At 52.3% G+C, this 25,007-nt stretch carries 24 protein-coding genes; 6 read left to right on the forward strand and 18 right to left on the reverse strand.

Annotated elements, in window-relative coordinates; all coding sequences use genetic code 11:
* The first annotated feature begins 39 nt into the window (after positions 1–39).
* Positions 40–1,104, forward strand: a complete 1,065-nt coding sequence (locus tag ACFSUF_RS14915) for an NAD(P)/FAD-dependent oxidoreductase (protein ID WP_377603765.1) — start codon at positions 40–42, stop codon at positions 1,102–1,104.
* On the opposite strand, the gene ACFSUF_RS14920 is transcribed toward ACFSUF_RS14915, so the two are convergent.
* The gene (locus ACFSUF_RS14920; protein WP_377603767.1) at positions 1,101–1,361 is read right to left on the reverse strand and encodes a YuzB family protein; all 261 of its coding nucleotides are present in this window, start codon (positions 1,359–1,361) and stop codon (positions 1,101–1,103) included. The two genes, ACFSUF_RS14915 and ACFSUF_RS14920, sit on opposite strands and share 4 nt — an antisense overlap.
* An 88-nt stretch (positions 1,362–1,449) precedes the next feature.
* Between ACFSUF_RS14920 and ACFSUF_RS14925 the strand changes: the two genes are divergently transcribed.
* On the forward strand, positions 1,450–1,695 hold the full coding sequence (locus tag ACFSUF_RS14925; protein WP_377603769.1) for a NifU family protein: 246 nt from the start codon (positions 1,450–1,452) through the stop codon (positions 1,693–1,695).
* 253 nt (positions 1,696–1,948) lie between these two features.
* On the opposite strand, the gene ACFSUF_RS14930 is transcribed toward ACFSUF_RS14925, so the two are convergent.
* From ACFSUF_RS14930 to ACFSUF_RS14950, 5 genes are all read right to left on the reverse strand, one after another.
* Positions 1,949–2,728 (reverse strand): SDR family oxidoreductase, encoded by a 780-nt coding sequence (locus ACFSUF_RS14930; protein WP_377603903.1) that lies wholly within the window; start codon positions 2,726–2,728, stop codon positions 1,949–1,951.
* 53 nt (positions 2,729–2,781) lie between these two features.
* The gene (locus ACFSUF_RS14935) at positions 2,782–3,501 is read right to left on the reverse strand and encodes a Cthe_2314 family HEPN domain-containing protein (RefSeq protein ID WP_377603771.1); all 720 of its coding nucleotides are present in this window, start codon (positions 3,499–3,501) and stop codon (positions 2,782–2,784) included.
* Between the two features lie 5 nt (positions 3,502–3,506).
* Positions 3,507–4,454, reverse strand: coding sequence for a DMT family transporter (locus tag ACFSUF_RS14940; protein ID WP_377603773.1), 948 nt, complete (start codon positions 4,452–4,454; stop codon positions 3,507–3,509).
* A 36-nt stretch (positions 4,455–4,490) separates the two neighbouring features.
* Positions 4,491–6,257 carry a menaquinone biosynthesis decarboxylase gene (locus tag ACFSUF_RS14945; RefSeq protein ID WP_377603776.1) on the reverse strand — a complete coding sequence of 589 codons (1,767 nt, stop codon included), beginning with the start codon at positions 6,255–6,257 and terminating at the stop codon, positions 4,491–4,493.
* An 87-nt stretch (positions 6,258–6,344) separates the two neighbouring features.
* Positions 6,345–7,265, reverse strand: coding sequence for a COX15/CtaA family protein (locus tag ACFSUF_RS14950; protein ID WP_377603778.1), 921 nt, complete (start codon positions 7,263–7,265; stop codon positions 6,345–6,347).
* A gap of 231 nt (positions 7,266–7,496) precedes the next feature.
* Between ACFSUF_RS14950 and ACFSUF_RS14955 the strand changes: the two genes are divergently transcribed.
* Positions 7,497–8,834, forward strand: coding sequence for a stalk domain-containing protein (locus tag ACFSUF_RS14955; RefSeq protein WP_377603780.1), 1,338 nt, complete (start codon positions 7,497–7,499; stop codon positions 8,832–8,834).
* 146 nt (positions 8,835–8,980) lie between these two features.
* Here ACFSUF_RS14955 and ACFSUF_RS14960 read toward each other — a convergent pair whose 3' ends face one another.
* Positions 8,981–9,370 (reverse strand): thioredoxin family protein, encoded by a 390-nt coding sequence (locus tag ACFSUF_RS14960; protein WP_377603905.1) that lies wholly within the window; start codon positions 9,368–9,370, stop codon positions 8,981–8,983.
* Positions 9,371–9,472: 102 nt separating this feature from the next.
* Here ACFSUF_RS14960 and ACFSUF_RS14965 point away from each other — a divergent pair, with 102 nt between their 5' ends.
* Positions 9,473–10,768 carry a DUF2515 domain-containing protein gene (locus ACFSUF_RS14965; RefSeq protein ID WP_377603781.1) on the forward strand — a complete coding sequence of 432 codons (1,296 nt, stop codon included), beginning with the start codon at positions 9,473–9,475 and terminating at the stop codon, positions 10,766–10,768.
* Positions 10,769–10,800: 32 nt separating this feature from the next.
* Here ACFSUF_RS14965 and ACFSUF_RS14970 read toward each other — a convergent pair whose 3' ends face one another.
* From ACFSUF_RS14970 to ACFSUF_RS14985, 4 genes are all read right to left on the reverse strand, one after another.
* Positions 10,801–12,462 carry a putative polysaccharide biosynthesis protein gene (locus tag ACFSUF_RS14970; protein ID WP_377603783.1) on the reverse strand — a complete coding sequence of 554 codons (1,662 nt, stop codon included), beginning with the start codon at positions 12,460–12,462 and terminating at the stop codon, positions 10,801–10,803.
* 96 nt (positions 12,463–12,558) lie between these two features.
* Positions 12,559–13,281, reverse strand: coding sequence for a ThuA domain-containing protein (locus tag ACFSUF_RS14975; RefSeq protein WP_377603785.1), 723 nt, complete (start codon positions 13,279–13,281; stop codon positions 12,559–12,561).
* A gap of 146 nt (positions 13,282–13,427) precedes the next feature.
* On the reverse strand, positions 13,428–13,904 hold the full coding sequence (locus tag ACFSUF_RS14980) for a DUF456 domain-containing protein (RefSeq protein WP_377603787.1): 477 nt from the start codon (positions 13,902–13,904) through the stop codon (positions 13,428–13,430).
* A 42-nt stretch (positions 13,905–13,946) separates the two neighbouring features.
* Positions 13,947–14,687, reverse strand: a complete 741-nt coding sequence (locus tag ACFSUF_RS14985; RefSeq protein ID WP_377603789.1) for a Cof-type HAD-IIB family hydrolase — start codon at positions 14,685–14,687, stop codon at positions 13,947–13,949.
* A gap of 256 nt (positions 14,688–14,943) precedes the next feature.
* Here ACFSUF_RS14985 and ACFSUF_RS14990 point away from each other — a divergent pair, with 256 nt between their 5' ends.
* Positions 14,944–15,795 (forward strand): sugar phosphate isomerase/epimerase family protein, encoded by an 852-nt coding sequence (locus tag ACFSUF_RS14990; RefSeq protein WP_377603792.1) that lies wholly within the window; start codon positions 14,944–14,946, stop codon positions 15,793–15,795.
* Positions 15,796–15,908: 113 nt separating this feature from the next.
* On the opposite strand, the gene ACFSUF_RS14995 is transcribed toward ACFSUF_RS14990, so the two are convergent.
* The 7 genes from ACFSUF_RS14995 to ACFSUF_RS15025 form a co-directional block, all read right to left on the reverse strand.
* Positions 15,909–16,808 (reverse strand): metal ABC transporter permease, encoded by a 900-nt coding sequence (locus tag ACFSUF_RS14995; protein ID WP_377603794.1) that lies wholly within the window; start codon positions 16,806–16,808, stop codon positions 15,909–15,911.
* On the reverse strand, positions 16,801–17,763 hold the full coding sequence (locus tag ACFSUF_RS15000) for a metal ABC transporter permease (RefSeq protein ID WP_377603796.1): 963 nt from the start codon (positions 17,761–17,763) through the stop codon (positions 16,801–16,803). The genes ACFSUF_RS14995 and ACFSUF_RS15000 overlap by 8 nt, the downstream gene beginning before the upstream one ends.
* Positions 17,764–17,768: 5 nt before the next feature.
* Positions 17,769–18,554: a metal ABC transporter ATP-binding protein gene (locus ACFSUF_RS15005; protein WP_377603798.1), complete on the reverse strand. Its 786-nt coding sequence runs from the start codon at positions 18,552–18,554 to the stop codon at positions 17,769–17,771.
* Positions 18,555–18,571: 17 nt separating this feature from the next.
* Entirely contained in the window at positions 18,572–19,516 is a 945-nt protein-coding gene (locus tag ACFSUF_RS15010; protein ID WP_377603800.1) for a metal ABC transporter solute-binding protein, Zn/Mn family, read from the reverse strand.
* 297 nt (positions 19,517–19,813) lie between these two features.
* Positions 19,814–21,904 carry a peptidoglycan D,D-transpeptidase FtsI family protein gene (locus tag ACFSUF_RS15015; protein ID WP_377603802.1) on the reverse strand — a complete coding sequence of 697 codons (2,091 nt, stop codon included), beginning with the start codon at positions 21,902–21,904 and terminating at the stop codon, positions 19,814–19,816.
* Between the two features lie 43 nt (positions 21,905–21,947).
* Positions 21,948–23,096 carry a transglutaminase domain-containing protein gene (locus ACFSUF_RS15020; RefSeq protein ID WP_377603804.1) on the reverse strand — a complete coding sequence of 383 codons (1,149 nt, stop codon included), beginning with the start codon at positions 23,094–23,096 and terminating at the stop codon, positions 21,948–21,950.
* 35 nt (positions 23,097–23,131) lie between these two features.
* A complete protein-coding gene (locus ACFSUF_RS15025) occupies positions 23,132–23,587 on the reverse strand; it encodes a hypothetical protein (protein ID WP_377603806.1) in 456 nt (151 codons plus the stop codon).
* A gap of 183 nt (positions 23,588–23,770) precedes the next feature.
* Here ACFSUF_RS15025 and ACFSUF_RS15030 point away from each other — a divergent pair, with 183 nt between their 5' ends.
* Positions 23,771–24,961: an MFS transporter gene (locus ACFSUF_RS15030; protein ID WP_377603809.1), complete on the forward strand. Its 1,191-nt coding sequence runs from the start codon at positions 23,771–23,773 to the stop codon at positions 24,959–24,961.
* The last annotated feature ends 46 nt before the right edge of the window (positions 24,962–25,007 follow it).

Here is a 25,007-nt window from a genome sequence, read left to right on the forward strand (position 1 = left end):
TTTCAAATTTATATTTCTTTTGAAAGGATCGCGTGCATAATGAAAAATTTTGTAATTCTCGGCGGCGGCTACGGCGGTTTAACAGTGGCTATGGAACTCTTGGAGAAAGAACTGCCTAAGGATACGTCGATCATGATGATCGACCGGATGCCTTATCAAGGGCTTAAAACCGAATATTACGCACTGGCTTCCGGGACGGTATCCGATATGGACATCCGCGTCGGCTTCCCTGAAGATCCGCGGCTGATTCTTAAGTACGGTAACGTTACGGAAATTAATCTTGAACAGCAGACGATCCAGTTGAACGGGGAAGAAGCGATCTCTTATGACTGGCTCGTAATTGCCTTAGGATGCACGGATAAATACCACGGAATTTTAGACGCAGAAACATACTCCCATAGCATTCAGTCGCTTTCCAGTACGCGCAAAGCATACCAGGCACTGAACGATGTGAAGCCTTACGGGCAGGTTTCCATCGTCGGCGGCGGGCTAAGCGGTGTCGAAGTGGCTTCCGAGCTGAGGGAAAGCCGTCCGGATTTAAACATCCGGATTATTGACCGGGGACCAAGCATTTTGTCGGCATTTCCAACGAAGCTGCAGGATTATGTCAGGGAGTGGTTTCTGGAACATGAAGTGGAAATGCAGTCTTTTATTTCGTTGACCCGGCTGGAAAATGGGGTACTGTGGGATAAAGATGTAAATCCGATTTACACGGACGCAACCGTCTGGACTGCCGGAATTCAGCCTGTCCAAGTCGTCCATGAGCTGAAAGTGCCCAAAGATTCTCAGGGGCGCGTGCTGCTGAACGAGTACCATCAGATTCCCGAACATCCGGAAGTATTCGTCGTCGGCGATTGTGCCTCCCTGCCTTTCTCCCCTAGCGCGCAGGCTGCGGAAGCGCAAGGAAAGCAGGTTGTCGAAGTGATTACCGCCATTTGGAAAGGAAAAACCCCCGAGCTCGGACAAATCAAGCTCAAAGGGGTTCTCGGGTCACTCGGCAAAAAAGCCGGCTTCGGCATGATGGGCAAGCGCGCCATTATGGGACGTGTACCGCGTGTTCTTAAAAGCGGCGTCCTGTGGATGTCGAAACATCATTTCGGTTAATCTATATCGAGATCAAAGTCGAACTGCTTTTGGTATTCCTTAATATTAGCAATAATCGCTTCATACAATTCATCTGCGGTCGGAGCCGCTACAATTTCCCCGTTGACGATGGCAAAAGGGAACAAGTAGCATTCGCCGCAGTTGCCTAAGCAGCCGTATTCGATCACATCGTATTCAGGGTTGCTCTCCAGTTTCTTCATCACGGCATCCGTGCCGTGATGCATATTGCTGGCGCAAAATTCTATGATGGGTATCATGGAGTAAGTTCACCTAGCCTTATCGGTTTGCACCATTTTATTTTTGACCCGTTTGTTATATAATAATAAAAGAAAGGAGTTGAATCAAATGAGCGATACAGTACAAAACTCTCAGTACGATGAGGTTTTAGAAGTTCTAGATAAGCTTCGCCCGTTCCTTCAGCGCGATGGCGGTGACGTGGAACTGGTTGATGTGGAAGACGGCATCGTGAAATTGAAACTGATGGGTGCTTGCGGAAGCTGCCCAAGCTCCACGATTACCCTGAAAGCGGGTATCGAGCGCGCATTGGTTGAAGAAGTAGAAGGCATTAATGAGGTTGTTCAGGTATTCTAATTTATTTATAAATCGCCCCCGGTAACCCGGGGGCGATTTTTTGTGGACTGGGGTGCCGGGCAATTACTCTCAACCAATAAGATGCCCGGAGCCCCCTTAGTACTATGTGGTAACACTAACTTGATGTGCACATTGTGTTAGTGAAATCTCATATCACTAACGGCGGCGAAATGGTTACTCTCAACCCGATTGATGTTACCATATCCAAAACATGTCTGCTGGAAGGCGTTAGCTTCCTTAATTGAACGCTTTCCTATGTCAGCGGTTTCTTGATATGCGACCGGATCGGATCCAGTCCGCCGTTAACGTCGATGATGTTGCCTGTAACAAAATCCGATTCTGGCTGGCATAGGAAGCAGATGATCCGCGCCACGTCCTCACCGGCTCCCGGACGGCCGCGGGGAGACTCATCGTCCTGAAGCTGAGCCACTTCGCTGATCAGCTTCTCTTTGTTCGCCCCGCGAATGTCGCCGGGGCAGATCATGTTCACCGTGATGCCGTGCGGCGCCTCTTCCACCGCCAGCGTCTTGGTGAACGAGACCAGGCCGACTTTGGCCGCGGCATACACGGCCCGGTGAGGCCATCCGCGGGCCTCCGCGGCATGGCCGAAGCCAAAATGCACGATGCGTCCCCATTGTCTTTGGCGCATCCCCTGAAGCAGGAGGAGGTCCAGCTCCATCACTCCCAGCAGGTTCCCCTGCATCAGATAATTGATCTCAGCCGATGTGTACTCGCTGAACAGACGGCGCTCCCGGACAAAAGGCCCCGCATTGTTAACCAGAATATCCACGGGACCGACTAATGACTGCGCTTCTTCCATAAGCCGGAGCCGATCTTTCTGGACCGAAATGTCCGCCTGCACAGCCGCACTTCTGACGCCTTCAGCATGCAGCTGCTCGACTAACTGTGCCGCTTCGTCCCTGCTGTTCACATAGTTGATCACTACGTTGCATCCTTCTTCAGCCAGCTTCAGTGCCGTCATGCGCCCCAAACCTTTGGCGCTTCCTGTAATCAAGGCCGTACGATTTTGCAATTTCACGCGACATGCACCTCCCCGTGTGTATGTACCCGTAAGCCTGTGCCTTCTTAAGCCTGACTTTCCGCAATTCTCCGGTAGCTTTCCGTAAACACCTCACGCAGCGTGTGCAGGGCAGCTTCCAGTCCTTGACGGAGGTCGGCCATATTTTGCTTCACATTTTCCAGCGGTTCCTTCGGATTATATTTTTCATAAACCCGCAGCAGATCATCCTGCATTTCCGCATTCATGAAGTGAATTTCAGTATTCCGCTGTTCCCGCAGCTTTCGAAGCGGCTCATCATAGCGGTCTTTTAAGCTGTACAGCGTATTCGCCAGCTTTTCCTCAGTATGGTTTTTCTGCATTTGGCGCAGCACCGTAAAGTAAGAGAATCTGGGCTTGGTTTTCTCCGTTTGCAGGTCCAGCAGGTCGTTCAGGAAATAACCGATTTTGTCAAAAAGGGAAAAAAGCCGGATAAACGCATTTTTATAATAATATACGTGCAGATAATAGTCCTGCTGCTCTTCCTCCGTCATATTGCTCAAAGAGGTTTTCCGGATGCGCTCAGCATACCGCCCTGCGGCATAGACGCTCTGATCCAGCTCGCTTAACGACATCATCAGTCCGCTCGTCCACAGCTCAATTCTGCGGTATTTTGGCGTTGCGCCTTCCTTTTGCCGTCCGTTGTAGTCATGGAGGCGCCGGCGGAAGCGTTCGATGTCCTGACTGGCTTCCCTGAGCAATCCGCTTTCTTCCGGTTGTGGTTCATTCAGTAACAACTTTTTCAGCACACCGTTCACACTCCTTCCTCGGGTCTGGGCGCCGTCATTCGTTTGGCCTGCTGCATCCGGTCGGCTTGCACAAGATACATCGCAATCAGAACAGCTGCTCCACCGAGGTATTCAGCTAACGTAATTTGTTCCTTCAAAATCAGCACACCGGCCACAGCCGCCGTTACCGGCAGCAAGTAACCGTATACCGAGGATTTAAAAGGGCCCAGCTTTCCCAGACTCCAATTATGCAAAGTAAAAGCAGCCAATGTAGCCAAGATGGAAGTATAGGCAAGGCTCCACCATCCCGCAGGACTAATCGAACCCAGATAAGCACCGTTAATGTTGAACAGTACATAAGGCAGGAGCCAAAGCGCGCCGAACGTCATCTCCAATGTGATTAACAAAGGCAGAGGATACTTCGCAACCAGCCTGTTCATATATATTAAATAGAATGCGCCGATAAAACTCCTCATCAGAAGCAGTACATCTCCTCTGAGTGTATCGGCTCCGAAATGCAGCCCTTTCCCGGACACGATAATAACTACGCCCACGAAAGCCAGCGGTATCCCCGCCGCCATTCTCCAGGTAAGCCGGATTTCCATCAAAATTAAGGCAATGATGGCTGTCACGATCGGCATAAAGCCGCGTCCTAGAACAGCACCGTTGGAAGTGCTCGAATATTGCAGCGCATAAGAAAGCACCACTTCCATACCGACCGTAGAAGCAAGGCTAAGCAGGATGATCCACAGCAGATCCTTGGGTGCCATGCGGAAAGACTGCTTTTTGGACCGCTGGTACACCACAGTATACGCCCAAAGAATGGGAACGATACAAGCATACCTCAGCCCGTTAAAGAGGATTGGATCCCACTCCCGGCCTCCGATTTTCATAGAGGTCAGATTGACTCCCCACAACACATAAACGGCTATGAATCCGAGGTGCGGGAGCCAGGAGGCCTTAGGTTTATTCATTAGGAGCTACCTCCCGTTCTATCTCCCTTAGTCTAGTTAAGCCAATGGGAAATATTCTTTCCAGCGGCCTGAGACCAGGTCCACAATGTCTTCACGAGGGAACAGTTCATCGGGATAACCCGGCTTCATACGGGCATCGATTACGATGGGCAGTTCATAGCCGATATGATGTTGCAGCAGTTCTGCGTCCGCGTACATGTCGTGGGCCGGATTGAATCGCGTAAACACAGTCCACAAGAAGGCGGTCTGATCGTGAGCGATAGACACGTCATCGACAAGGATGATCAGCGGCCAGCCTGACAGCTGTGTTTTTACGCGCCGCAGCAGCCGCTGGGCCAGCTCGGGCTCACGTTCGTAAGAAGCGCCGGAGACGACTAGGCATCCGCCGCAATAGACGGCCGCTCCGTCAATTTCGTCAATCTGTCCTCCGTCATAAACGCGCGGCAGCTCGCGGACCGGGGCGCCGGTACCCAGCAATACGGCTTTACTGCCGTGGTTCAACTGGCGTCCGGTGTAGTCCAGCGTGTCATGCGACGTTTTGTTGAATATAAACAGGTCCTTCCGGGGATCGAAGCGCTCCAGCACTGCTTCCATGAGCTGAGCGAAGTTTTCGAGATTCACGGCCTGATCGGTAAGGATCAGGAATTTGGTCAGCGACAACTGGCCTTCGCCGAGAATTCGGAACGCGGAGCCAAGCGATTCCCGAGCATAGCTTTCTCTTACAATAGCGGAGGCCAGCGGGTGAAACCCTGTTTCGGCGTAAGTCCATAGTTCTTTCACGCCGGGCATGACCATTGGGAACGCCGGCGACAGCAGCCGCTGCAGGAATTCGCCCATGTAATAGTCTTCCTGGCGCGGCTTGCCGACAATCGTTGCCGGATAAATCGCATCTTTCCGGTGATACACCCGGTTAATATTGAACACAGGAAAATCATGTGTCAGCGAGTAATAACCGTAGTGGTCCCCGAACGGCCCCTCCGGGCGCCGGACATGTGCCGGCACTTCGCCGCAGATCGCGAACTCAGCTTCGGCCACTAATTTATGTCCGCCGTGCGGACTTTGGACGGTCGGCAGCTTTTTGCCTAGAATCAGGGAAGCCAATAATAACTCGGGTAAATGCTCCGGTGCCGGCGCAATCGCCGAAGCAATCAATGCGGGAGGTCCCCCGAGAAACACGGTTACCGGCAGCGCCTGGTTCTTCTTCTCCGCTTCATGATAGTGGAAGCCGCTGCCTTTGTGGATTTGCCAGTGCATTCCCGTTGTATTCCCGTCGTATACCTGCATCCTGTACATACCCAAATTATGATGCTTCGTCTCCGGGTGCTCCGTGTAAACCAGAGGCAGCGTTACAAAAGGGCCGCCGTCTTCCTGCCAGCTTGTCAGCACAGGCAGTTTGCTCATGGGAGCATCGGTGTCGCATACCTGCAGGACCGGGGCTTCCGAAGGCTGTACCTTTTTCAGGCCGACCTTCATCAGGTCCAGCAGCATCCCCCGCTCATTCCACAGCGCTTTAGGCGTTGGGGGAATCAGCGTATCCAAGGCGCCCACAAGCTGTTTCATCAGCTGTTCCGGCCGGGGGCCGAACGCAAGATCCACACGCCGGCTGGTACCGAACAAATTGGTAACGACGGGAAACGGGCTCCCTTTTACATTGGTAAATAACAAAGCGGGCCCTTGTTCATCGATAACGCGGCGATGAATTTCAGCAATCTCCAAGTTCGGATCCACAGGGGCATCGATAATGGCAATATCGTTTTCTTTACGCAGTACTTCGATAAATTGACGCAGGTTGGCAAAATTCATGGGTTCGCTCTCTCCTAAGATTAGTCTTCCAACGTTTCTATGTACACAGGAGCAATTCCTGCTTAACGCGGCAAAGCAACCCGTACCTTAGTTACGGGCTGCTTTGAATGTAGTGATGCATAGGAAACTGATAACCGCAAACAAACCGGAAACCAGCATAATATGAAGCAAAATGGTGAAAAGATACAAATCCGTCCCCATCGTAGTTACCAGCAGCGCACCGCTGAAAACTTGAGCGGTGACCAGGGCGAGCGCCCACATGCTGCCTAGAACGACAGTACTCTCCGATTTATATTTCCGCCACGCCGTTGCGGCCAGCGATGCAATAGCAATCCAGAGCAAGGCTGCTGCGATCCTGTGCATAAAAGCGATACCTGCTGCGCCGGAGAACTCCGGAACCGCCTCACCGTTACAAAGCGGCCATCCGAGGCAGCCGGCTCCGGAATCGGTATGCCGGACATAGGCTCCGATATAAACCACGATGTAGGTATAGACTGCAATCAGCCATACACCGCTGCGGTAACCTTTGCTTACCATCGTCTTCGTTCCGGTTAATAGCGCGGAAGAAGTATTCCCCCTTTGCCAAATGCTGATCGCCAGCAGCAGCGTACAGGCAAAGGCCAGCAGGGAGATGCCGAAATGAAGCGCCATAATGGCGGCGGTCGGCTCCCAGATCACGGCCATTGCTCCCAAAGCAGCCTGAAGCACAGTAAAGAAAAGAGCTCCTAAAGCATAATACAGGGAATCCCGGCGCTCCCTTACTTTAAAGGCGACGGCTGCTACACAAGCCAATACTAATATGCCTTCAAGTCCTGTAACGGCACGATGGCTGTATTCAATTACGGACTCTATCGTATATGCGGGCACAAACTTTCCATTGCACAGCGGCCAATCCGTTCCGCAGCCTCTGCCGGATTCCGTATTTGTAACGACGGCGCCTGCCAGCAGAACCAGAAACATGCCGATGCAGGAAAGGGTCGTCAGCCACTTTAGTCCACGGTTGTTCACTGCAGACACCTGCCTTTCCATTCGTTGCTGTTAGGGTTGGAACTGAGTATGCAAACAAGTTCAACTTTTCACAAACCCTGTTGCTTTCTTCATTATAACGGTTCAAACAGGCGAATGCCACGCAGAAATATTACAAAACGTTGGCAAAACCTTGTCGAAAAAATGCTTGCCTGCCTCTCCTAAAAAATGGTATACATGAGGTTGATAGATTGATAGTTTAGGAGAAGGAGCGTGGCCAAATTGGATCTTCATCGCGATACTGATACAACTTCTACATTTCATCATATCCGTAAAGCAGCCTTTCTAGCCTGCACAGCTATTCTGCTGACAGGCGCATTAGCAGTAACGCCTGTACAAGCTTCTTCAACTGCGGCTGCTTCATCAGCAGGTTCCCAAACAGGTGTAATGCTAGACGGCTATGCTCTGCCGTTTCCATCACCGCCTTCTTTCCAAAAAGGGGTAACCATGGTGCCATTCCGCGCTATTGCGGAAGCGCTGAATATCAGCGTCCAATGGTCTTCAGCTTCCAAAAAGGTCACTGCGAACGGGATCGTTGACGGAAAGCAGCGGCAAGTGGTGCTTACCATCGGCCGAACGACTGCGGTGGTGGACGGTTCAGCCATGAAGTTGGCCGCCGGCCCGATTCAAATCAACGGCAATGTACTGGTGCCATTGAACTTCTTCAGCTCGCAATTCGGAGCGCAAGTAAGCTGGAACCCGGGTGCAAAGCAGGTAGAGATCTTATCTCCGAAACGGGATCTGCACACTAGGGCGTTTTATGCCATCCGCTCCTTCTCGGACGTGTCCCTGCTGCCGCAATTCGATTCCGTTTCGTTCGGGTGGACCCGCCTGGATGCTGGGGCCCGTGTAGTTCAGAACGGGGCTGTATTTAACTGGCCGCAGCCTTCCGGAGAGGTAACCGCAGAGAGCATCGTGGGTGATGCGGCAGCGGCAGGCACGGAAACGTATCTTATGGTGTTTGCAGACGACGCACAAGGAGAGCTGTCCAAGCTGCTCAGGGATGCATCTTTACGCGATGCGGCTGCCGATGAACTGGTTCGCCTTGCTTCAGAGAACGGGTTTCAAGGGATTCAGCTGGACTTCGAAGGCCTGGGCCGAAAAACGGTACCTGCATCGGCTGCCGGGTTGCAGAAGGCTGCCGATGATCAGAAGGAGCTGACGGATTTTGTATCTGTGCTGTCCGGGAAAGCGAAGAGCCAAGGGCTGAAATTGTCTCTAGCCCTGCAGCCGTTGAACGGCTGGTTTCTGGGGTATGATTATGCAAAGCTTGGCGCTATGGCGGATGATATTGTTGTCATGGCCTACGCCTATGGGGACGAGAAATCGCCGGAACCGTTACGCAGCATTGACGAAGCCATCAGGCTGACACTGAAACAGGTCCCGAAGGAGAAAGTAATGCTTGGAGTTTCCTTCGCGAGTGAGAACGAAACATCGCTGCCGAAAGTAATCGGCCTCGCGAAGCGGTACAACTTGAAAGGCGCCGCCTTCTGGCGTCTGGGATTGCCTTCGCAGGCGGAAATTCAAGCAGTTCAGAAAAGTGTGGAGTAGGTCACCTTGGTTAAGGTTGGTGCCGATCCGCACTTTCATTGAAGTTTGGTCAGCAGTTGTTTAATCGTCTTGGTTGCCGCTGAAACTGAAAAGTACAGCAAAAACTCCCGGTCGCAAAGCGACAACGGGAGTTTTTGGTTCATGGCTTATTTGCTTACTGCAGCCGCTACTTCTAGAGAACGGTCCAGAAACTGTTCGATTTCTTCGCGGGACTTGCGCAATTTGCTGACGAAACGGATCAGTTCCTTGCCTTCCTTGAATGCAATGAAGCTGGGAATTCCCAGGATGTTCAGCTCTTCGCACAGTTCCGGCATATCGTCGCGGTCTACATGAATGAAGTTCAGCCGATCGCCGTATGATGCCTCCAACTCCGGCATGAAGGGGTCGATGAAATGGCAGTCGGGACACCAGGTTGTTTTGAAAACGGCTATGGTCGGTTTGCTGTCCGCAGTGATCGCATGAAATGCTGCTGTATCTTTGATTTGTTCCATGATCATTTCCTCCTTTTCCGTATGGCTGTGATGTGATTTTGTTATAGCATTCCCTATACCCCGTGTCAACTTTCTCCCCAGTAAGTAAATCCGTTCTCCCAGGCATATAGTATAGAAAGAAACCAGCCGATGACAGGGGGAACTGAAGTGAAACCCGCCGGACGAAAAAGAACATTATGGCGAACTTTATGGGATAAAATGACACACCTGCCGCAGGATGCCGCCCACTACTTGAAAGGAAAGTGGCAGAGCCAGGAGTTTTCCGCAGAGCTGGCAGAGCATCCGCTCCCCCTTCAGCTGCCCGCCGATGCCGTCAAAGTGTTGACGCCGAAGCTTAAAGCCGCTGTGGTGCCCGTCCCGGGTACAATCGTCCCTCCTTCCCGGCCGCTTCGTCCGATGGAAAAGGAGATTGCCGTACGTATTCAGGAGCAGACGGCTGCCGCCAACCGGAACAATGTAACCCGTACCGCAGCTTATTTAGCGATGTACCGAAGCCATCCGGAACTGCATTGGGCTTTCCTTGCCCACATGGTATCCAGGAACGGCGGATGGAATATGACAGATCTGAAGGGCGACCTGCTGCCCAGACTGCTTAGTCCCGCTCAAACGGAAGCCATTTTTGTTTTTCTGGAGAAGGCGAACAACTATATTTTTCAGGATGCATATCCCCAGCTGCTGCTATATGCCGAAAGCCGGAAACGGAAGATGCCTTTGTTTCACCTGCTCCCTCAGTTTCATATTTCAGCCTTCATGCGGCCGTTCTGGGAACGGTTTTGGGAGACCGGGGAAAGCTCCTTGCTTACGGTGGCGCTGATCGTCAACGAACAGCATTACATCGAACACCGCATCGTTCAAAATAAAGAGGTCCAAACCCAAGTGCTGCAGTCGCTGCAATTTCAGGCCCAATCTCTTCTTCAGTTGAATCAGGTCGTGTTCCCGTACTCGACGGACCCGCTCCTGTCACGGGAGCAGTTGCGCCTCCGCCTCGCGGGGCTCGTGCTCGAGCAATTCGCCGACCTCGACGAACGCATCGGCGTCGGCCGCAGCCTGTACGCGATCCTCTTCGGCTTCGAGGATCTGCACGAAGGCTCGCGGCGCTTCGCATTCTCAGCGCCGCATACCGGCTCCCGCGCGGACTATTGGCCGCAGCTGTTCGCGCGCATCAAAAAAGCCTCTCCGTCCCATAACTACACGGAGAGGCTTAACGGCTGCGCCCTGCGGCCCGGCGCAGCGCCCTTGTACAGCCCCGCGCTCGAGCACGCGTGGCCGGACCGCACCGTCGAACCGCCTGCCCGGTTCGACTGGTTTCAGTCCATGGACGCGCTGCGGCATTTCAGCCCGCTGCGCGCGCCCCATTCGTTCGACATGACGAACGAATATTGCTTCGGGTTAAACAAAGTGGAGCTCGCCATCCTAACCGGCGAGCACCTCCTGGATGAGTAAGCGGCCCTGGCCCCAGAAACCGTGCCGCCTCCTTACGCCTCCCGCTTCGCCGGAAGCGACTTGCCGAGCAAGCGCAAGACCCGGTTGATGAGCTTGCGCAGCGGAGCCGGAAATCCGGCCGCCTCCTCCGCAGTCACCACCCGGAACAGCCATAATCCTGCAGCATAAGCCGCAAATGCAGCGCCGCCCACGACAACGCAGGCAATGAGGTTATGCACTATTTTGCCGCCGGGAACGAAAGCATCGGTCAGAAGCTCAAGCCCCCAGCCTAATCCTGAAGCCAACACGATCGTAGCCAGGAAACCGGACCAACGCCCGCCCAGTACGTTGTAATCCACAAATTTGCGCAGCGCCCTCAGATTCAACCCGGCCGTAACTAGGAAACAAAGCGTTGTGGCTGCCAAAATACCGTATACGTTGAAAAACGGAGCCAGCGCGAAGCTTGCGGCCAGCTTCACGGCAATGCCGATGTACACGTGCTTCATCGACCATCTCTGCTTCCCTAATCCGGTCAAAATAGATCCCGAAGTCATCATGATAATCTGAAAAATCGTGCCGAACGTCAATAAGGCTATATACCCGATACCCGTAGGTTCCTCGAAAATAAGATTATTGATCGGACGGGCCGCCACGACCATGGCGATCACGACAGGCACACCGCTGTAAATCGAAATGCGCAGTGCCTGGGAGGCTTGCCGCACCACTTCTTGCGAACGTCCGGCAGCGTAAGCGGAAGCGATTGCCGGAATAATGGACTGACTGAGCGCAATCGCCAGAATCGGCGGAATGCCTGCCAGAGACTGCGCCTTCTGGAAGACGTCTCCCAATGCAGCCTCAGCAGCCTCCAACCCCATTCCATGTTTAACCAAAGGGATTGTGATCAAAGAGTCAATTAAGTAAATCAACGGAACCATAAACGAAATCAGCACAATCGGAATTGAAGTTTTGAAGATTTCGCCGTAAATAGACCGGAAACGAAGCTTGTCCGCCACAGCGGAGATGTCCGTCCCTCCGCGGTTTGCAACAGCTTCCAACACTCCATCCACCCTGTCCTGTTTACGCAGCCTGAGCGCAAAATAGACCATGACGCCCAATGCTCCGATACTGCCTGCTACGCCGCCAAAAGCGGCACCGGCAGCTACAATTTTGTCGCTGGACCCGGCCGAGTACAGCAAGTAAGCAAACAGCACAGCCGTAAGCACCCGCAGAATCTGTTCCACGATCTGCGAAATCCCCCCTGCCAGCATCATCTGGCGGCCCTGAAAGTATCCCCGCATCATCGCGATCATTGGGAAGAAGATCAAGGCGGGAGCCAGGGCACGAATGGCTGGCACGGAGTCCGGCTGATTCGCTAAGCTGGCATAAAGCGGGGCGAATACAAGCAAAACCGCCGTAATAAGAACACCAGCCACAACACCGAACATCTGCGCCGCACGATAAATCCGCTGCGCCTCGGCCGGCTTGCCTAAGGCCATACGTTCCGAGACCATTTTGCTGACCGTGCTCGGAATCCCCGCCGTAGCGATTACAAGTAAGGCCAAGTAAATGTTATTAGCCGTCCCAAACGCCACTTTTGCCGTAGAACCGAAGAAATAATCCAGCGGCACCCGCTGAAATAAGCCCAATACCCGGGCTATGAGCGCTGCGGCCGCCAAAATAATCGTTCCCTTAATCAATGAGTCCTTTTTAGCCACTTGAGCCCTTCCTTCCTGCCTCGCAGCATTAAACCTGCCTTGCTGCAAATCAAAAGCCGTGCGCCAAAGCCGCACGGCTGTCCTGTACCCAGTATACTACTTTTTCGAAATTTGTTGAAGCGGCTGCGCGTTGCCGTACTTCGGTGCAGCGCCCTTGCCCGCTGCCGCCCAGCGGATTCCGTTGGAGATCACTTTCAGCACGTCTTTATTGTGGTACGTAGGATACGTTTCGTGTCCAGGGCGGAAGTAGAATACTTTTCCTTGGCCGCGGTAGTACGTGCAGCCGCTGCGGAAGACTTCGCCGCCTTCGAACCAGCTTACGAACACCAGCTCATCCGGTGCCGGAATGTCGAAGTGCTCTCCGTACATTTCTTCCTTCTCGATTTCAATGTATTCGCCAAGGCCTTCTGCGATCGGGTGAGCCGGATTGACAACCCAGATAATTTCTTTGTCGTCTGCCTCTCTCCATTTCAGATCGCAAGTGGTGCCCATCAGCTTTTTGAAAATTTTGGAGAAATGCCCGGAATGAAGAACGATCAACCCCATACCTTCAAGTACGCGGCTGTGAACGCGGTTCACGATTTCGTCGGATACTTGATCATGCCCCATATGCCCCCACCACAGCAGGACGTCTGTAGAATTCAGAACTTCCTCCGTTAAGCCATGTTCCGGCTGGTCCAGTGTTGCGGTGCGAATTTCAAACTCCTCATTTGCCACTCCGCGGGCAATCGCGTTATGCAGGCCGTCCGGATAAATTTCCTTCATGGCAGGGTTGGATTTCTCATGCAGATTTTCGTTCCATACGGTAACTTTGATCACAAGGATTCATCTCCGATTCTAAATGTATTAAGTTGTTCCTGTTTATGTTGTATTGGCAAGACAATCTTATTATAACGCTCAGATACAGACGGCGCTATGTCCAAAATGGGCATAACCCTATCCTATTTTGCTATCCTCTCATCCGGTCAAATCCAGATAAAGAACAGGACGATCATAAGAACCTGCAGGAACAGCTTCATCACAATGCCAGAAAATAAACCGACCAGCGAACCCCAGCCGACTTTCAGCGATTTGTTCAGATCGGAACCGGCAATCATCTCGCCTGCAACCGCCCCGAGAAAAGGACCGGCCAGCAATCCCGCTACCGGAATGACGAAGGGACCGAAAATCAGCCCGATAATACTCCCCCATACCGATGCTTTACTGCCTCCAAACTTTTTGACGCCCCATGCGCTCACGGCATAATCGGCAATAAAGATCACGACCAGAATCGTGGTCTGTATGAACCAGAACCAGAATCCGAAATGAGAGAAGGTAAAGAAGAACCCGTACACGAAAAATGCGGCATATATCGCCACCACGCCAGGCAAAATCGGATAAACTGCCCCTGCAATTCCCACCACGAACAAAGCAATGACCAAAATCCATCCAACGATTTCCACCGTACCAGCCCCCCAACCTATTTTGCACCAAAACGAAATCCGCTAGACTTTCAGTACATATTCCTTAATTGCATGGCCGACGCCATGGTCGTTATTCGTTAACGTCACTTGGTCAGCCTCATTCTTAACCGCGTCCTGCGCATTTCCCATCGCAATCCCCAGCCCTGCCGCACGAATCGCTGCAATGTCGTTCAGGCTGTCCCCCATGGCAACCACCTGGCTCATCTCGATCCCCATCAGCTTGCAGACCTCCCTGAGGCCTGATTCCTTACTCACTCCAGGCGGGTTGATCTCAATGTTATCCGGACTCGAGTTCGTCAGCTCATAATGGCGGTACGGTTCCAGCTCGGCGGCTACGGCGGCGAGAATCTCCGCATTTTGCTCATAATACCCGAATTTCAGCCACTCCTCGGCTTCCTCCGAATCAGGCCACTGTTCGCGGTTGTACACCCCTGTGACCGAGTAGGCCCAGTACCAGACGTTGTGGCGGACGGCGATCTCACGCATGTGCCGTACGGCGCTCAGGTCCATATGCTCCCTTTTGAGGACGCGCTGCGGGTTTTCCCATACTTCGCTTCCGTTCACCAGTACCATCGGACCGTTCAATTCCAGCTGTTCCGCATAGGGCAGCGCACTGGCGTAGCCTCGGCCCGTCGACAGGCATACGGTAATCCCCGCTTCCTGTGCAGCACGTATCCACTTGCGGTTCTCTTCGGATACTTCCAGTGATTCGTTCAGCAGCGTACCGTCCATATCTAAAGCAATTAATTTGTAATCAGGCATGTAACCCCTCCGTCGTATGTAAAAGTAACCATGTTATCTGCTTACAGTTTATCACAGGTAGCCTTTGGAATTAAAATACGCTGTGGCCTCCGGCGGGTTTCATTCCACAAAATGTCGCAAAAACTATATGGTCATGTCACTTAAAAAGAGTCCTATCCTCTATCAAATGCATTATAATTATAGCGTTTACATAAGAAAGTGCTGCTATCGGAAAGTACCATGTCGCAAAAATAGATACGGAAAAGAGGGACATACCATGATTAAAGGGCTGACAAATGCCGGGATTGACTTTGTAGGAAGTCTGAAGGATTTTGTACAGTTGGCTGCAGCGAACGGCTTCGGTTCGGTAGATGCCGACGGAGGACAGATTGAACGGTGGATCGCTGAAGAAGGTGCGGAACAGGTCAACGCCTATCTTGCTGAAAAAGGCGTAATCATCGGCGCCATCGGCTTGTACCCGGATTGGAGAGGAACCGACGCCAAGTTTCAGGCCGGACTTCCTCGGCTAGTGAACGATGCGGCGGCCGCGGCGGCTGTAGGATGCAAGAGCTGCTGCACTTACATTTTGCCTGCGACGGACCTGGATTCCGCTCACTTTATGGCACTGGCCGTGAGCCGTCTGCGTACCTGCGCCCGCCTTCTTGGCGCGTACGGCATCTCGCTGGCTTTGGAATTTGTCGGCCCGCATCATCTCCGCACCGCTTGGAAGAATCCATTCATCTGGAATACGGAGCAGACGTTAGCGCTGATCGACGCCATCGGCGAACCGAACGTCGGCCTGCTGTACGACAGCTTCCACTGGTATACGAACGGCGGTACCCTTGACGATATTTTGAAGCTGCGCGCCGATCAGATCGTGCACGCGCATTTGAACGACGCGCGCGACGTGCCCGTCGAAGACGTGCTGGACAACGACCGCCTGTTCCCGGGCGACGGTGTCATCGATTTGGCCGCCTTCCTGCAGGGACTGCAGCAGATCGGCTACAAAGGCCCTGTCGCGCAGGAGCTGCTGACGCGCGAACCGATCCCCGGCACGCCGCAGGAGAAAGCGGCGCGCTCCGGCGAAGCCTACCGCAGCGTCTACCGCGCTGCGGGCCTGGACGCCTAGGCGGCGTCAGCGCTTCGCGGCGGCCCTCAAGCACAACAGACCTCCGTTCCCCCGTTTCGCCGGGGGGCGGAGGTCTGTTTGCTTTCGGCGGGCGGCGCTCGCCCGGGAGGCGGTTACACCGCCGTACCCTCCGCGGAGGTTTCGCGGAGGAACCGCTTTTGGCGTGCTTTGCGCAGCAGCACACCGTGTTTGGGCGAGCCGAGCAGCGCGGCGAGGAAAAGCGCGCCTGCGACGCTGACCATGCAGCCCGCGATGGAGGCGTCTAGCAGGTACGCGGTGTAGTAGCCGAGGACCGCGCTAAGTACGCCGGACAGTACGCTGAGTCCGAGCATGACCGCCAGCCGGTCCGTGAGCAGGTAAGCTGTCGCGGCTGGAACGATCAGCATGCCAACCACCAAAATTGCGCCGACGCTTTCGAAAGAGGCCACAGTAGTTACTGACACGAGACTCATCAGCAAATAGTGGAACAAAGCGACGGGAATTCCGCACGCAGCCGCCATAGCTGGGTCGAACGAACAGATTTTGAACTGCTTATAAAACAAGCCTACACATAGGACGATCAGGAAGAGCGCGATGCCGATGGTCCAAATGGCCTTCGGACCAATGTCTACGCCGCCTACCGTCATGGTGTTCCACGGAACATAATTGATTTCCCCGTACAGCACACAGTCCAAATCCAAATCGATCTGTCTGGTGTATAAGCTGACAAGGACTACCCCGATCGAGAACAAAGCGGTAAACACCACTCCGATGGAGGCATCGGACTGCACTCCGCTGTCCTCAAACAGCTGGATCAGATAAACCGTTAACAGTCCTACGGCCGCTGCGCCCAAAAGCATCGCGAAGGAGTCTCTGGAACCGCTGATGAGAAAGGCGATGACAATGCCGGGAAGTACCGCATGAGAAATTGCATCTCCAACCAGAGCCATCCTTCTTAAAATCAGAAAGCATCCCAGAATGCCGCATGCGGAGGCAACTAAAGCGCCTGTAAGAATAATTAGAAAATCACTCATGATGACTATGCCTCCCTGATTCTGACGGGACTCCGGACCACGCAGCCGTCTCGGAAAGGACCTTTCGGCGGACGGCATAACGGATCCATAACTTCGATACGATACCGCGCCGCGGAGCAAACAGCAGTGAAATAAGGAACAGGAACGTTGCCGCCAGAACGCTGAGCGGACCTGTCGGCAAATTGTTCGCTAACGTGCTCAGCAGTGTCCCCAGCACGCCGCTGAGCGCGCCGAACAAACCGGAGAGCAGTACCATAATGCCGAGACGTTCCGTCCAGTATCGGGCCGATACCGCAGGGGTGATCAGCATAGCGACCATAAGTACAACCCCCACAGCCTGAATTCCCGCCACTACCACGACTACAATAAGAAACATCAGCAGCTGATCCAGAAACGGGACGGGAAACCCCAGCCCGCGGGCAAAGCCCGGATCGAAACTGAGCAGTTTGAATTCTTTGAATAACAACACGCATGAGCCGATGACAAACAGGGATATGAGGCTCATCATGTAAACATCTTTTAGCACCATGGAAGCCGCCTGACCGAACAGAAATTTATCTAATCCCGACTGATTCCCGCCAACACTATGTTGAATTTGGGTTAGAAGAACAATGCCGACACCGAAGAACACGGAAAGAATAATTCCCAGGGCGGCGTCCTGCTTGATTCTAGAATTCCGGGTGATATAGCCGATCCCGAACGTTGCCAGCAGCCCGGCGGCTGCCGCACCGATCAGAAACAGGAATATTGACTTCACACCGGTCAGCATAAATGCTATACACACCCCGGGCAGAGCCGCATGTGCCAGCGCATCGCCCATCAGGCTTTGCTTTCGCAAGAACGTAAAGCTTCCTACTACTCCGCTGCTCAACCCCAGCAGCAAGCACCCCAGCAGCACCCATTGGGTATTGGGATCACCGAAAGCACGCCATAAGGTTAGAATCCATTCAGGCATACCGCTCACCTCCTGGCTGCCGCAGGCAATCCCGTAACTCCCTGCTCAGCTGGATCCCGGTCCAGAATAGCCAGTTTACCGCCGTACGTTTTTTGCAGCAGCTCGCGTGTAAATACTTGTTCCGCCGGACCAAGAGCCAGCAGTCTTTCGTTAATGAGCATGACCCAATCGAAATATTCCTTCACCGTTGATAAATCATGATGGACGACCAGGACCGTTTTCCCTTGCTTCTTCAACTCGTTCAGCAAAGTGATGATCGCTTTCTCTGTGGCTGCGTCTACACCGACAAAAGGTTCATCCATGAAATAAAGGGAAGCATCCTGGGCCAAAGCTCGCGCCAAAAAGATTCTCTGCTGCTGGCCCCCTGACAGCTGGCTGATCTGCCGCCCGGCGAAGTCCGCCATCCCTACTTTGGACAAAGCCTCCATAGCCAGCGATTTCTCTTTCGCGCCCGGCCGGCGGAACCAGCCCAGATGGCCGTACCGTCCCATCATAACAACATCCAGCGCATTCGTCGGAAAATCCCAGTCTACCGATTCCCGCTGGGGTACGTACCCAACCAGTTTCCGTTGTTCCTCATACCTTTTCCCATATATTTTGACTTCGCCCGTAACTTTAGGGATTAAGCCTAAAGCTGCTTTAATGAGCGTTGATTTGCCTGCTCCATTAGGCCCTACAATGCCGATCAGCTTGCCTTCCGGAACTTCGAAGGTAATATCGCGCAGTACCGGCTTTTTCTGATAAGCTACAGTCAGTCCCTCGATCTGCAAGGGGATTTTCGGTTTTCCCATGTCCCTTCCTCCTTCTCCTATTTCAACGCGTTCACGATGGTATCTACGTTATGTCTGACCATACCGATATAAGTGCCTTCCGCTGTCCCTTCTTTGCCCATTGCATCGGAGAACAGTTCTCCGCCGATGACGATCGTGTGGCCCTTCTCCTTAGCCCCTTCAATAACGGCATCGATCGCCTTGCGCGGAACGCTGGATTCAATAAACACTGCCTTTACCTTATTTTCAACCAGGAAATCCCTGAGTTTAGCCACATCCTTGGAACCGTATTCCGATGCCGTACTGATGCCCTGCAGTCCCATTACACGAATTCCATAGGCATCTCCAAAATAGCCAAAAGCGTCGTGAGCGGTCACAAGTACCCGCTGCTGTTCAGGGATTTTCGCAATTTCGGTTTTTGCGTAGGCATCGAGTTCTTCCAGCTCTTTCAGGTAAGCCGCTGCACTCGCTTCGTAATCCTGCTTATGTGCCGGATCCAGTTTGCTCAATTCATCGCGGACCTTTTCAGCCGCCTTGATCCAATTGGCTACATTAAACCAGATATGCGGATCATGCTCCGTGCCTCCGGAATCTTGACCTGACCTAAGCTGTGAAGGATCGATGTTATCCGACACGGCTACCGTAGGCTTCCCTTTAGACATCTTTTCAAAAATTTCAATCATTTTCCCTTCCAGATGAAGCCCGTTATAAAAAATGATATCCGCCTGATCCAGTTTCTTAATATCTCCCTGCGAAGCTTTATACAGGTGAGGATCCACACCCTCTCCCATCAGGCCGGTTACCTCGACATGATCACCGCCTACTTCACGCACGATGTCGGAAATCATACCGATCGTAGTCGTCACTCGAAGTTTTCCCTCACTTTGCCCGGTCTCCTCCGTACCGCATGCTGCCGTAACCGCCAATACCGTTATGAATAGAACACCTGCAGCAATACGTTTCCAAGCTTTATGTTTCTTCATTGTTCTCTCCCTCGCAATCTTATATTGGATCGATCTCATGTTTCCTTTGACTCAAAATATTGTGTACATGCCTTTTTGTTTCCTTTAGCTTTATTTTTTTATTATATTCAATTATGTTTCCTTAATGCAACTTTTATTTAGAATAAAGCCTTGGTTTTAAAAATGAAAAAACATTCACACTCCAATATGCAAAAAAAGAAGAATGTTTTCCTACCTTATGACTTTCCCTGGGGAAAGGTGCAGGAGGAAACCATTCTTCTTTTTGACTAGGGACCGGCCGGATTAACATCCTCCGTATTAAGGAGTAACCGGTGCACCCGTATTGGATCCGGTTTCTTGGCGCTTCTTCGGCACACCGGTAAGCCCGATTTGTTCATCATACGCATCAAAAATTTTGCGGGCGATCGGAGCCGCTCCCCATCCGCCGTATCCGCCTTCCGGTACGACGACCGCAACGGCAAGTTTAGGTTTGTCCGCGGGAGCAAAAGCGATAAACACCGCGTTCTCCACAATTTTGCCCGCTACGCTTTGCTCGGAGGTTCCTGTTTTGGACGCAACTTTGTATGGAAAGTTTTCAAAGCCTTGCTTTTTAACTTTTTCCATCCCCCGGTGTACTTCATCCCAATAGGAATCCGGAAATTGTACACGATTCAAGACCTCGGGCTTGTAGCCTCTTACAAGTTCTTTGTTATCATTGGTGGTAACTTTCTCAACAAATTGCGGTTTCAATCTGTTCCCGCGATTGGCCAGCGTCGCAGCATATTGGGCCAACTGCAAAGTTGTATATCGGCCCTGCTGCCCGAAGGATGCATACACCAATGCGGACTGTGCAGATCCGCTTTTCGCCTCATGATAATAGTCTACAGTTCCATCCTGCTCATTAGGCAAACCGCTGCTGGTAGTTACCCCCAGGCCAAACTGTTTCATGTAAGAATCCCAGACATCAACGGCCTTGATATCCCCATTGTATTTACTATATAAGGGATTACCTATCTTCTCCGCCATAAATGTATTAGACGAATACTGGATCGCTTGGGCAGGGTCCAATGAGGAGTAAGAATGGTTGTCGGCATTGTTAATTTCTGTTTTATCGCTGCCGAAGAAAAACGTTCCCGTATCTCTATAGGTTGAGCTCGTCGTGATCAGCTTCTCACCTAAACCGACAAGAATGGTCAACGGCTTCTGCGTTGATCCAAGCGGAACGATAGAAGTCGGATGCTTGCCTAGCTCCTTGTCAGGCCAATTCGATTTGGCATCGCGGATCGTCCCGTTCGGGAAACGCTTCTCATTCGCTTTGTATACTTCGTCACTGATCCGCCCGGTTTTCCAGATGCTCGGGTCGTAATCCGGCATGCTTGCCATCGCTACCACTTTTCCTGTGTCCACTTCCATCGCTACCGCATAGCCGGCTTTGGCATTCGGCGCATACTGGAACCGGTTTCCGTAAGCATGGTTAATCACTTCGAGATTATCCATGATAGCCTTCTCCGTCGCAAGCTGGACGTCTTTGTCCAGTGTTAGCCACAGGTTGTGCCCCTTCTCCGGCGGCGTGATGGTGACAGGCCCTACAATTTTGTTGGCTGCGTTAACGGGATAGCTCTTCACACCGTTCTTTCCGCGAAGCTCCTCCTGATACATCAGCTCTAAACCGTCGTACCCGACATTTTCGATATTCAAATATTTATTGGATTTATCCTTTTCGGTTTTGCTCAGTTCACTGATGTTCTTGTAATAATCGATCGTTCGGACAGCGCGGTCATACTGACGAAGATACCCCACCAGCTGAACGGCCACCGTATTTTTGTCATAATTCCGGATACTCTCTTCTACGATTTCGATTCCGCCCATTTCATCGCGGTGCTCCATCAAATAGGCGACTTCCTCATTCGTCAAATCCGCCTTGATCCGCCGCGGTTCATAATTGTAATTCAGAATCCGTTTGTCCACTTTGTTGATGTCATACCCGACATCCATCAGTTTCAAAGTCTCTTCAGCAGTCAACGGTTTCTTGCTCGGATCCTTCTCCCCGTACTTCTCGAACACCTCGGCCAGCCTTCTTGCAAGTGCAATAACCTCGTCCTTCTTCTTGCCCGGTTCTACCCGGTAATACACCGACTGTGTCGATGTAGAGTAGGCGATGGAATGGCCTGTTCGATCCATAATATTCCCCCGGATGGGCGGAATTGCTACGCTCTTGGTCGTCTTCTGCTCTTCCTGCTGAGCAAGGGTCGGCCCTTCCACAAACTGAAGCATGGCAAGCCGGACAATCAGTGCGGAAAATACAAAAAAGGCTACAAAAAAGAAAAAGTTCAGACGAAACGAAAAGTTCCGCCGCCGGATAATATCTTGTTTCTGCGGGTCTTCATGGTTGGAACTGTTGATAGCCATATTCTCTTCTCCTTCCTGCCTTAACCTGATGCATCTAAATGTGCTATGCGCTTTCTTTTATGTGAGTCTCATAAAATCTATCGGGATTGAACCAGTTTCCCGCACTGGCCCAGGTAGTGTCCAGAGGAATCCATGCTTGTTCTTTCTCCAGATACACCTCATTCCAGGCATGCGGGCCGTAGCCGCCTTTCCCATCATAGCCGAGTCCCGTCACTACTTTTACCTGTAAATTCACTGAGCGGGCCATTACGGCATAAAGCCTCGAGTAATCGATACAGACGCCTTCCCGGGTATCGAACGTATCCTGAGGGGTCTGCTCTTTCCATATGTTCCTGCTCTCGTAAAGCTCTACTTTCTGATTGTCATACTTTACCCTTGTCCCTACCCAATCATAGAGCAGCCGGGCTTTCTCCTCCTCCGAACCGGCATCTTTTACAATCGCTTTTGCCGCCAGGGCGATATCGTCGGGAATGTTATGATCGATGACTTCATATTTGCGCTGCAGGATTTTGTTGAACTCGTCCTCCACTGCGCGGGTGAATACCGGAACTTGCTCCGCAATCCATTCCCCCGTGATCGGCTGGATGAGCTGAGTGGCACCTTGCTGATAAAAAGGGGATTCGGCGATATATGCCGACGCCTGCGTCTTTGGAAACAGCGTTGTAAAAATAAATAGCAAGGCAATCACCATCACTGCCCTGCCTGCGCCCACCAGAACCCCGATCATGCCTCCTGTCAGGCTGCTAAAGGCTGAAGAAGGCGCTGCAGAGGATGCTGTGCGCTCCTTCTTGTCCCACATACGAAGGGCAAGATAACCGAAGAAGTACAGCACATTCTTTACAATAGCATATCCGATGAGAAACAGAACCCCTACTCTTAGCAGCGTAAAATCCCTAAAAGCAGTTACAGCTGTGTAAAATAATTTTTGCATTGCATTCAATTCGGTACCCGGAATGGTAATATTCCGGCTCACCAGCCACTGCTGAACCTCTTCGGACAGAAGTCCTGCAGCTTTCCAGGCAGCCAGAAGCGATATAACCGTCATCGCCCCTTCAGCCACAAAAAAGAAAAGATGCTTCGCCGAACCCGTCGCACCTTTCTTCGTACCTTGCACTATGGAGATGATGACGATCAACAGAATCAAAACGGAAACGATGTTTAATTGTGTGATGGACTGCAGATAGGCGGACAATCGCTTCCCTCCTTGATTCTATTCGTTGAAATAAGTTAGCTGATATTCTTCTTAGACGTTTCTATAAACACGCGGACGGTATCGTCGATCTTAACTTTGCCCAGAGACTGGCCGCGGAAACTGACATTCACTTCATCGGAGCCGGCCTGTCCCTTCAGCTCCAAATTCTTCGTCGTGATCGTGAACGTGCCGTCTCCGCCCGACTGATACGTTGCATCTGCGGCTTCTCCAGCCATGGCCTTCAGGGCTTCCGTCTTCAGGGTGGAAGCAACTTCCGCGCCCAAGTTCTTCAGCGCCCCGATGTCTTTAATGTTGCCGATGTAATCCGCTCCATAAAAGTACACTCCGGCAACCAATGCCAGCACCAGCACCCATTTCAACACGGTCTTCACAACATTGATAATAATTAATAATACAATAACCGCGCCAACGATGACAAACCAGCGGTCTTGCAGAAATGTTCCCAATTGATCAAGTAATTGTCCGTCCATGATTTTGAACCCCCTGCGTAATGTCTCTATTACTACTCATTATACATGAAACCATATTTTTACGGAACTGGAGGAGAAGCGTCTTCGCGAAGCCCCGGTCCGCCGCAGAAGAAAAACAAGTACTAACTTGGCCCTCATTTACGTACAAGTAGGTAATAGTTTACCTATGGGGTGGTGTTCACCGTGAAAACCGCAGTCTGGCTTTATTTCTTTATGTTTGTAGCATTCTTCGACTTGCATGCGCAGTATCCGATTCTCTCGCCTTTCGCCATTTCCTTAGGAGCGGCGCCGTCGTTTATCGGTCTGATCATGGGCATGTACTCCATTACGCACCTTCCCGGCAACCTTATTGCCGGTTTCAGCGTAGACCGCTACGGGAGTAAACGGTTTATCGTCCTAAGCCTGATTTTCGGCGGTATAATGATGCTCCTGCAGTCGTTGGTGACCAATCCGTGGCAGCTGCTCGCCGTGCGCTCCATGAGCGGCTTCGTGCTCGCCTTTCTATCTCCGGCTTGTCTGGCCATGCTGGCCAAAATGGCCAGAGACCATATCCATCAAGGCAAACTGATGGCCGGCAACGGACTGGTCCACACGCTGGCCTCCGTCGTATCGCCTGCCGCCGGCGCCTACCTTGTAGCTCAAGTCGGCTTCATGACGGCTTTTCATGTGCTCGGCTGGGTGCTGATCGCTACCGGTGTGTTTGCTATCTTCGGCATCAAGAGCACTTCTGCCGTCCAAGCTGAAAGAGACATCGCCGTCGGTGAGAAGAAGACCCCCTTGCGCAAAGGGAAACTGATCATGCCTCCTCCGGACGGCAGCCCCGTCCCGTGGCTCTTTTACGGCCTTCCGCTCGCCATTTCCTGCTCGCAGGGCATTCTGTTCTTTGAGCTTCCGCTGATCGGGCAGTCATCAGGAAACGCCAGCATCATGGACACCGGCATCCTCTTCTCCGTCGTATCGCTTGGTGCTTTACTAACGCTTTCGCTGTTGTTCCTTAACCGGGTTTCGGCTTTTATCCGGACGGCCTCCGGCAGTTTCGCCCTGGCCCTCATCTTCTTCGGCATGGCCGCAAACTGGCCCCTCCCGTTGACGATGTCCCTGCTCTTGATCGGTATGGCCAAAGGCGTCATCTTCCCGGCCCTCGCCTCCCTGCTGCTGTCCTTGAGCGGAGGGGTCCGGCACGGGCGGGTTTTTTCCCTGCTTTCCATCGCATTCTCCCTTGGCTCGTTTATGGGCCCTATGCTGGCAGGTCATTTCCGTGATCAGGTGTCGCCGTTCTACCTGGCTTTTGTCGTCCTGATGACAGCTTTGACTATATTTCCCGTGTATCTGATCCGCTCCCGTGATTTTTCCAACGCTTCATCCGGACATTAGCCCCATTTGTAAGCAAATAGGCACAAGTTTAGTCACCGGACGCGAT

Origin of the sequence: Paenibacillus gansuensis, from assembly GCF_042684925.1 — a bacterium.
Lineage (GTDB): Bacteria > Bacillota > Bacilli > Paenibacillales > DY6 > Paenibacillus_N > Paenibacillus_N gansuensis.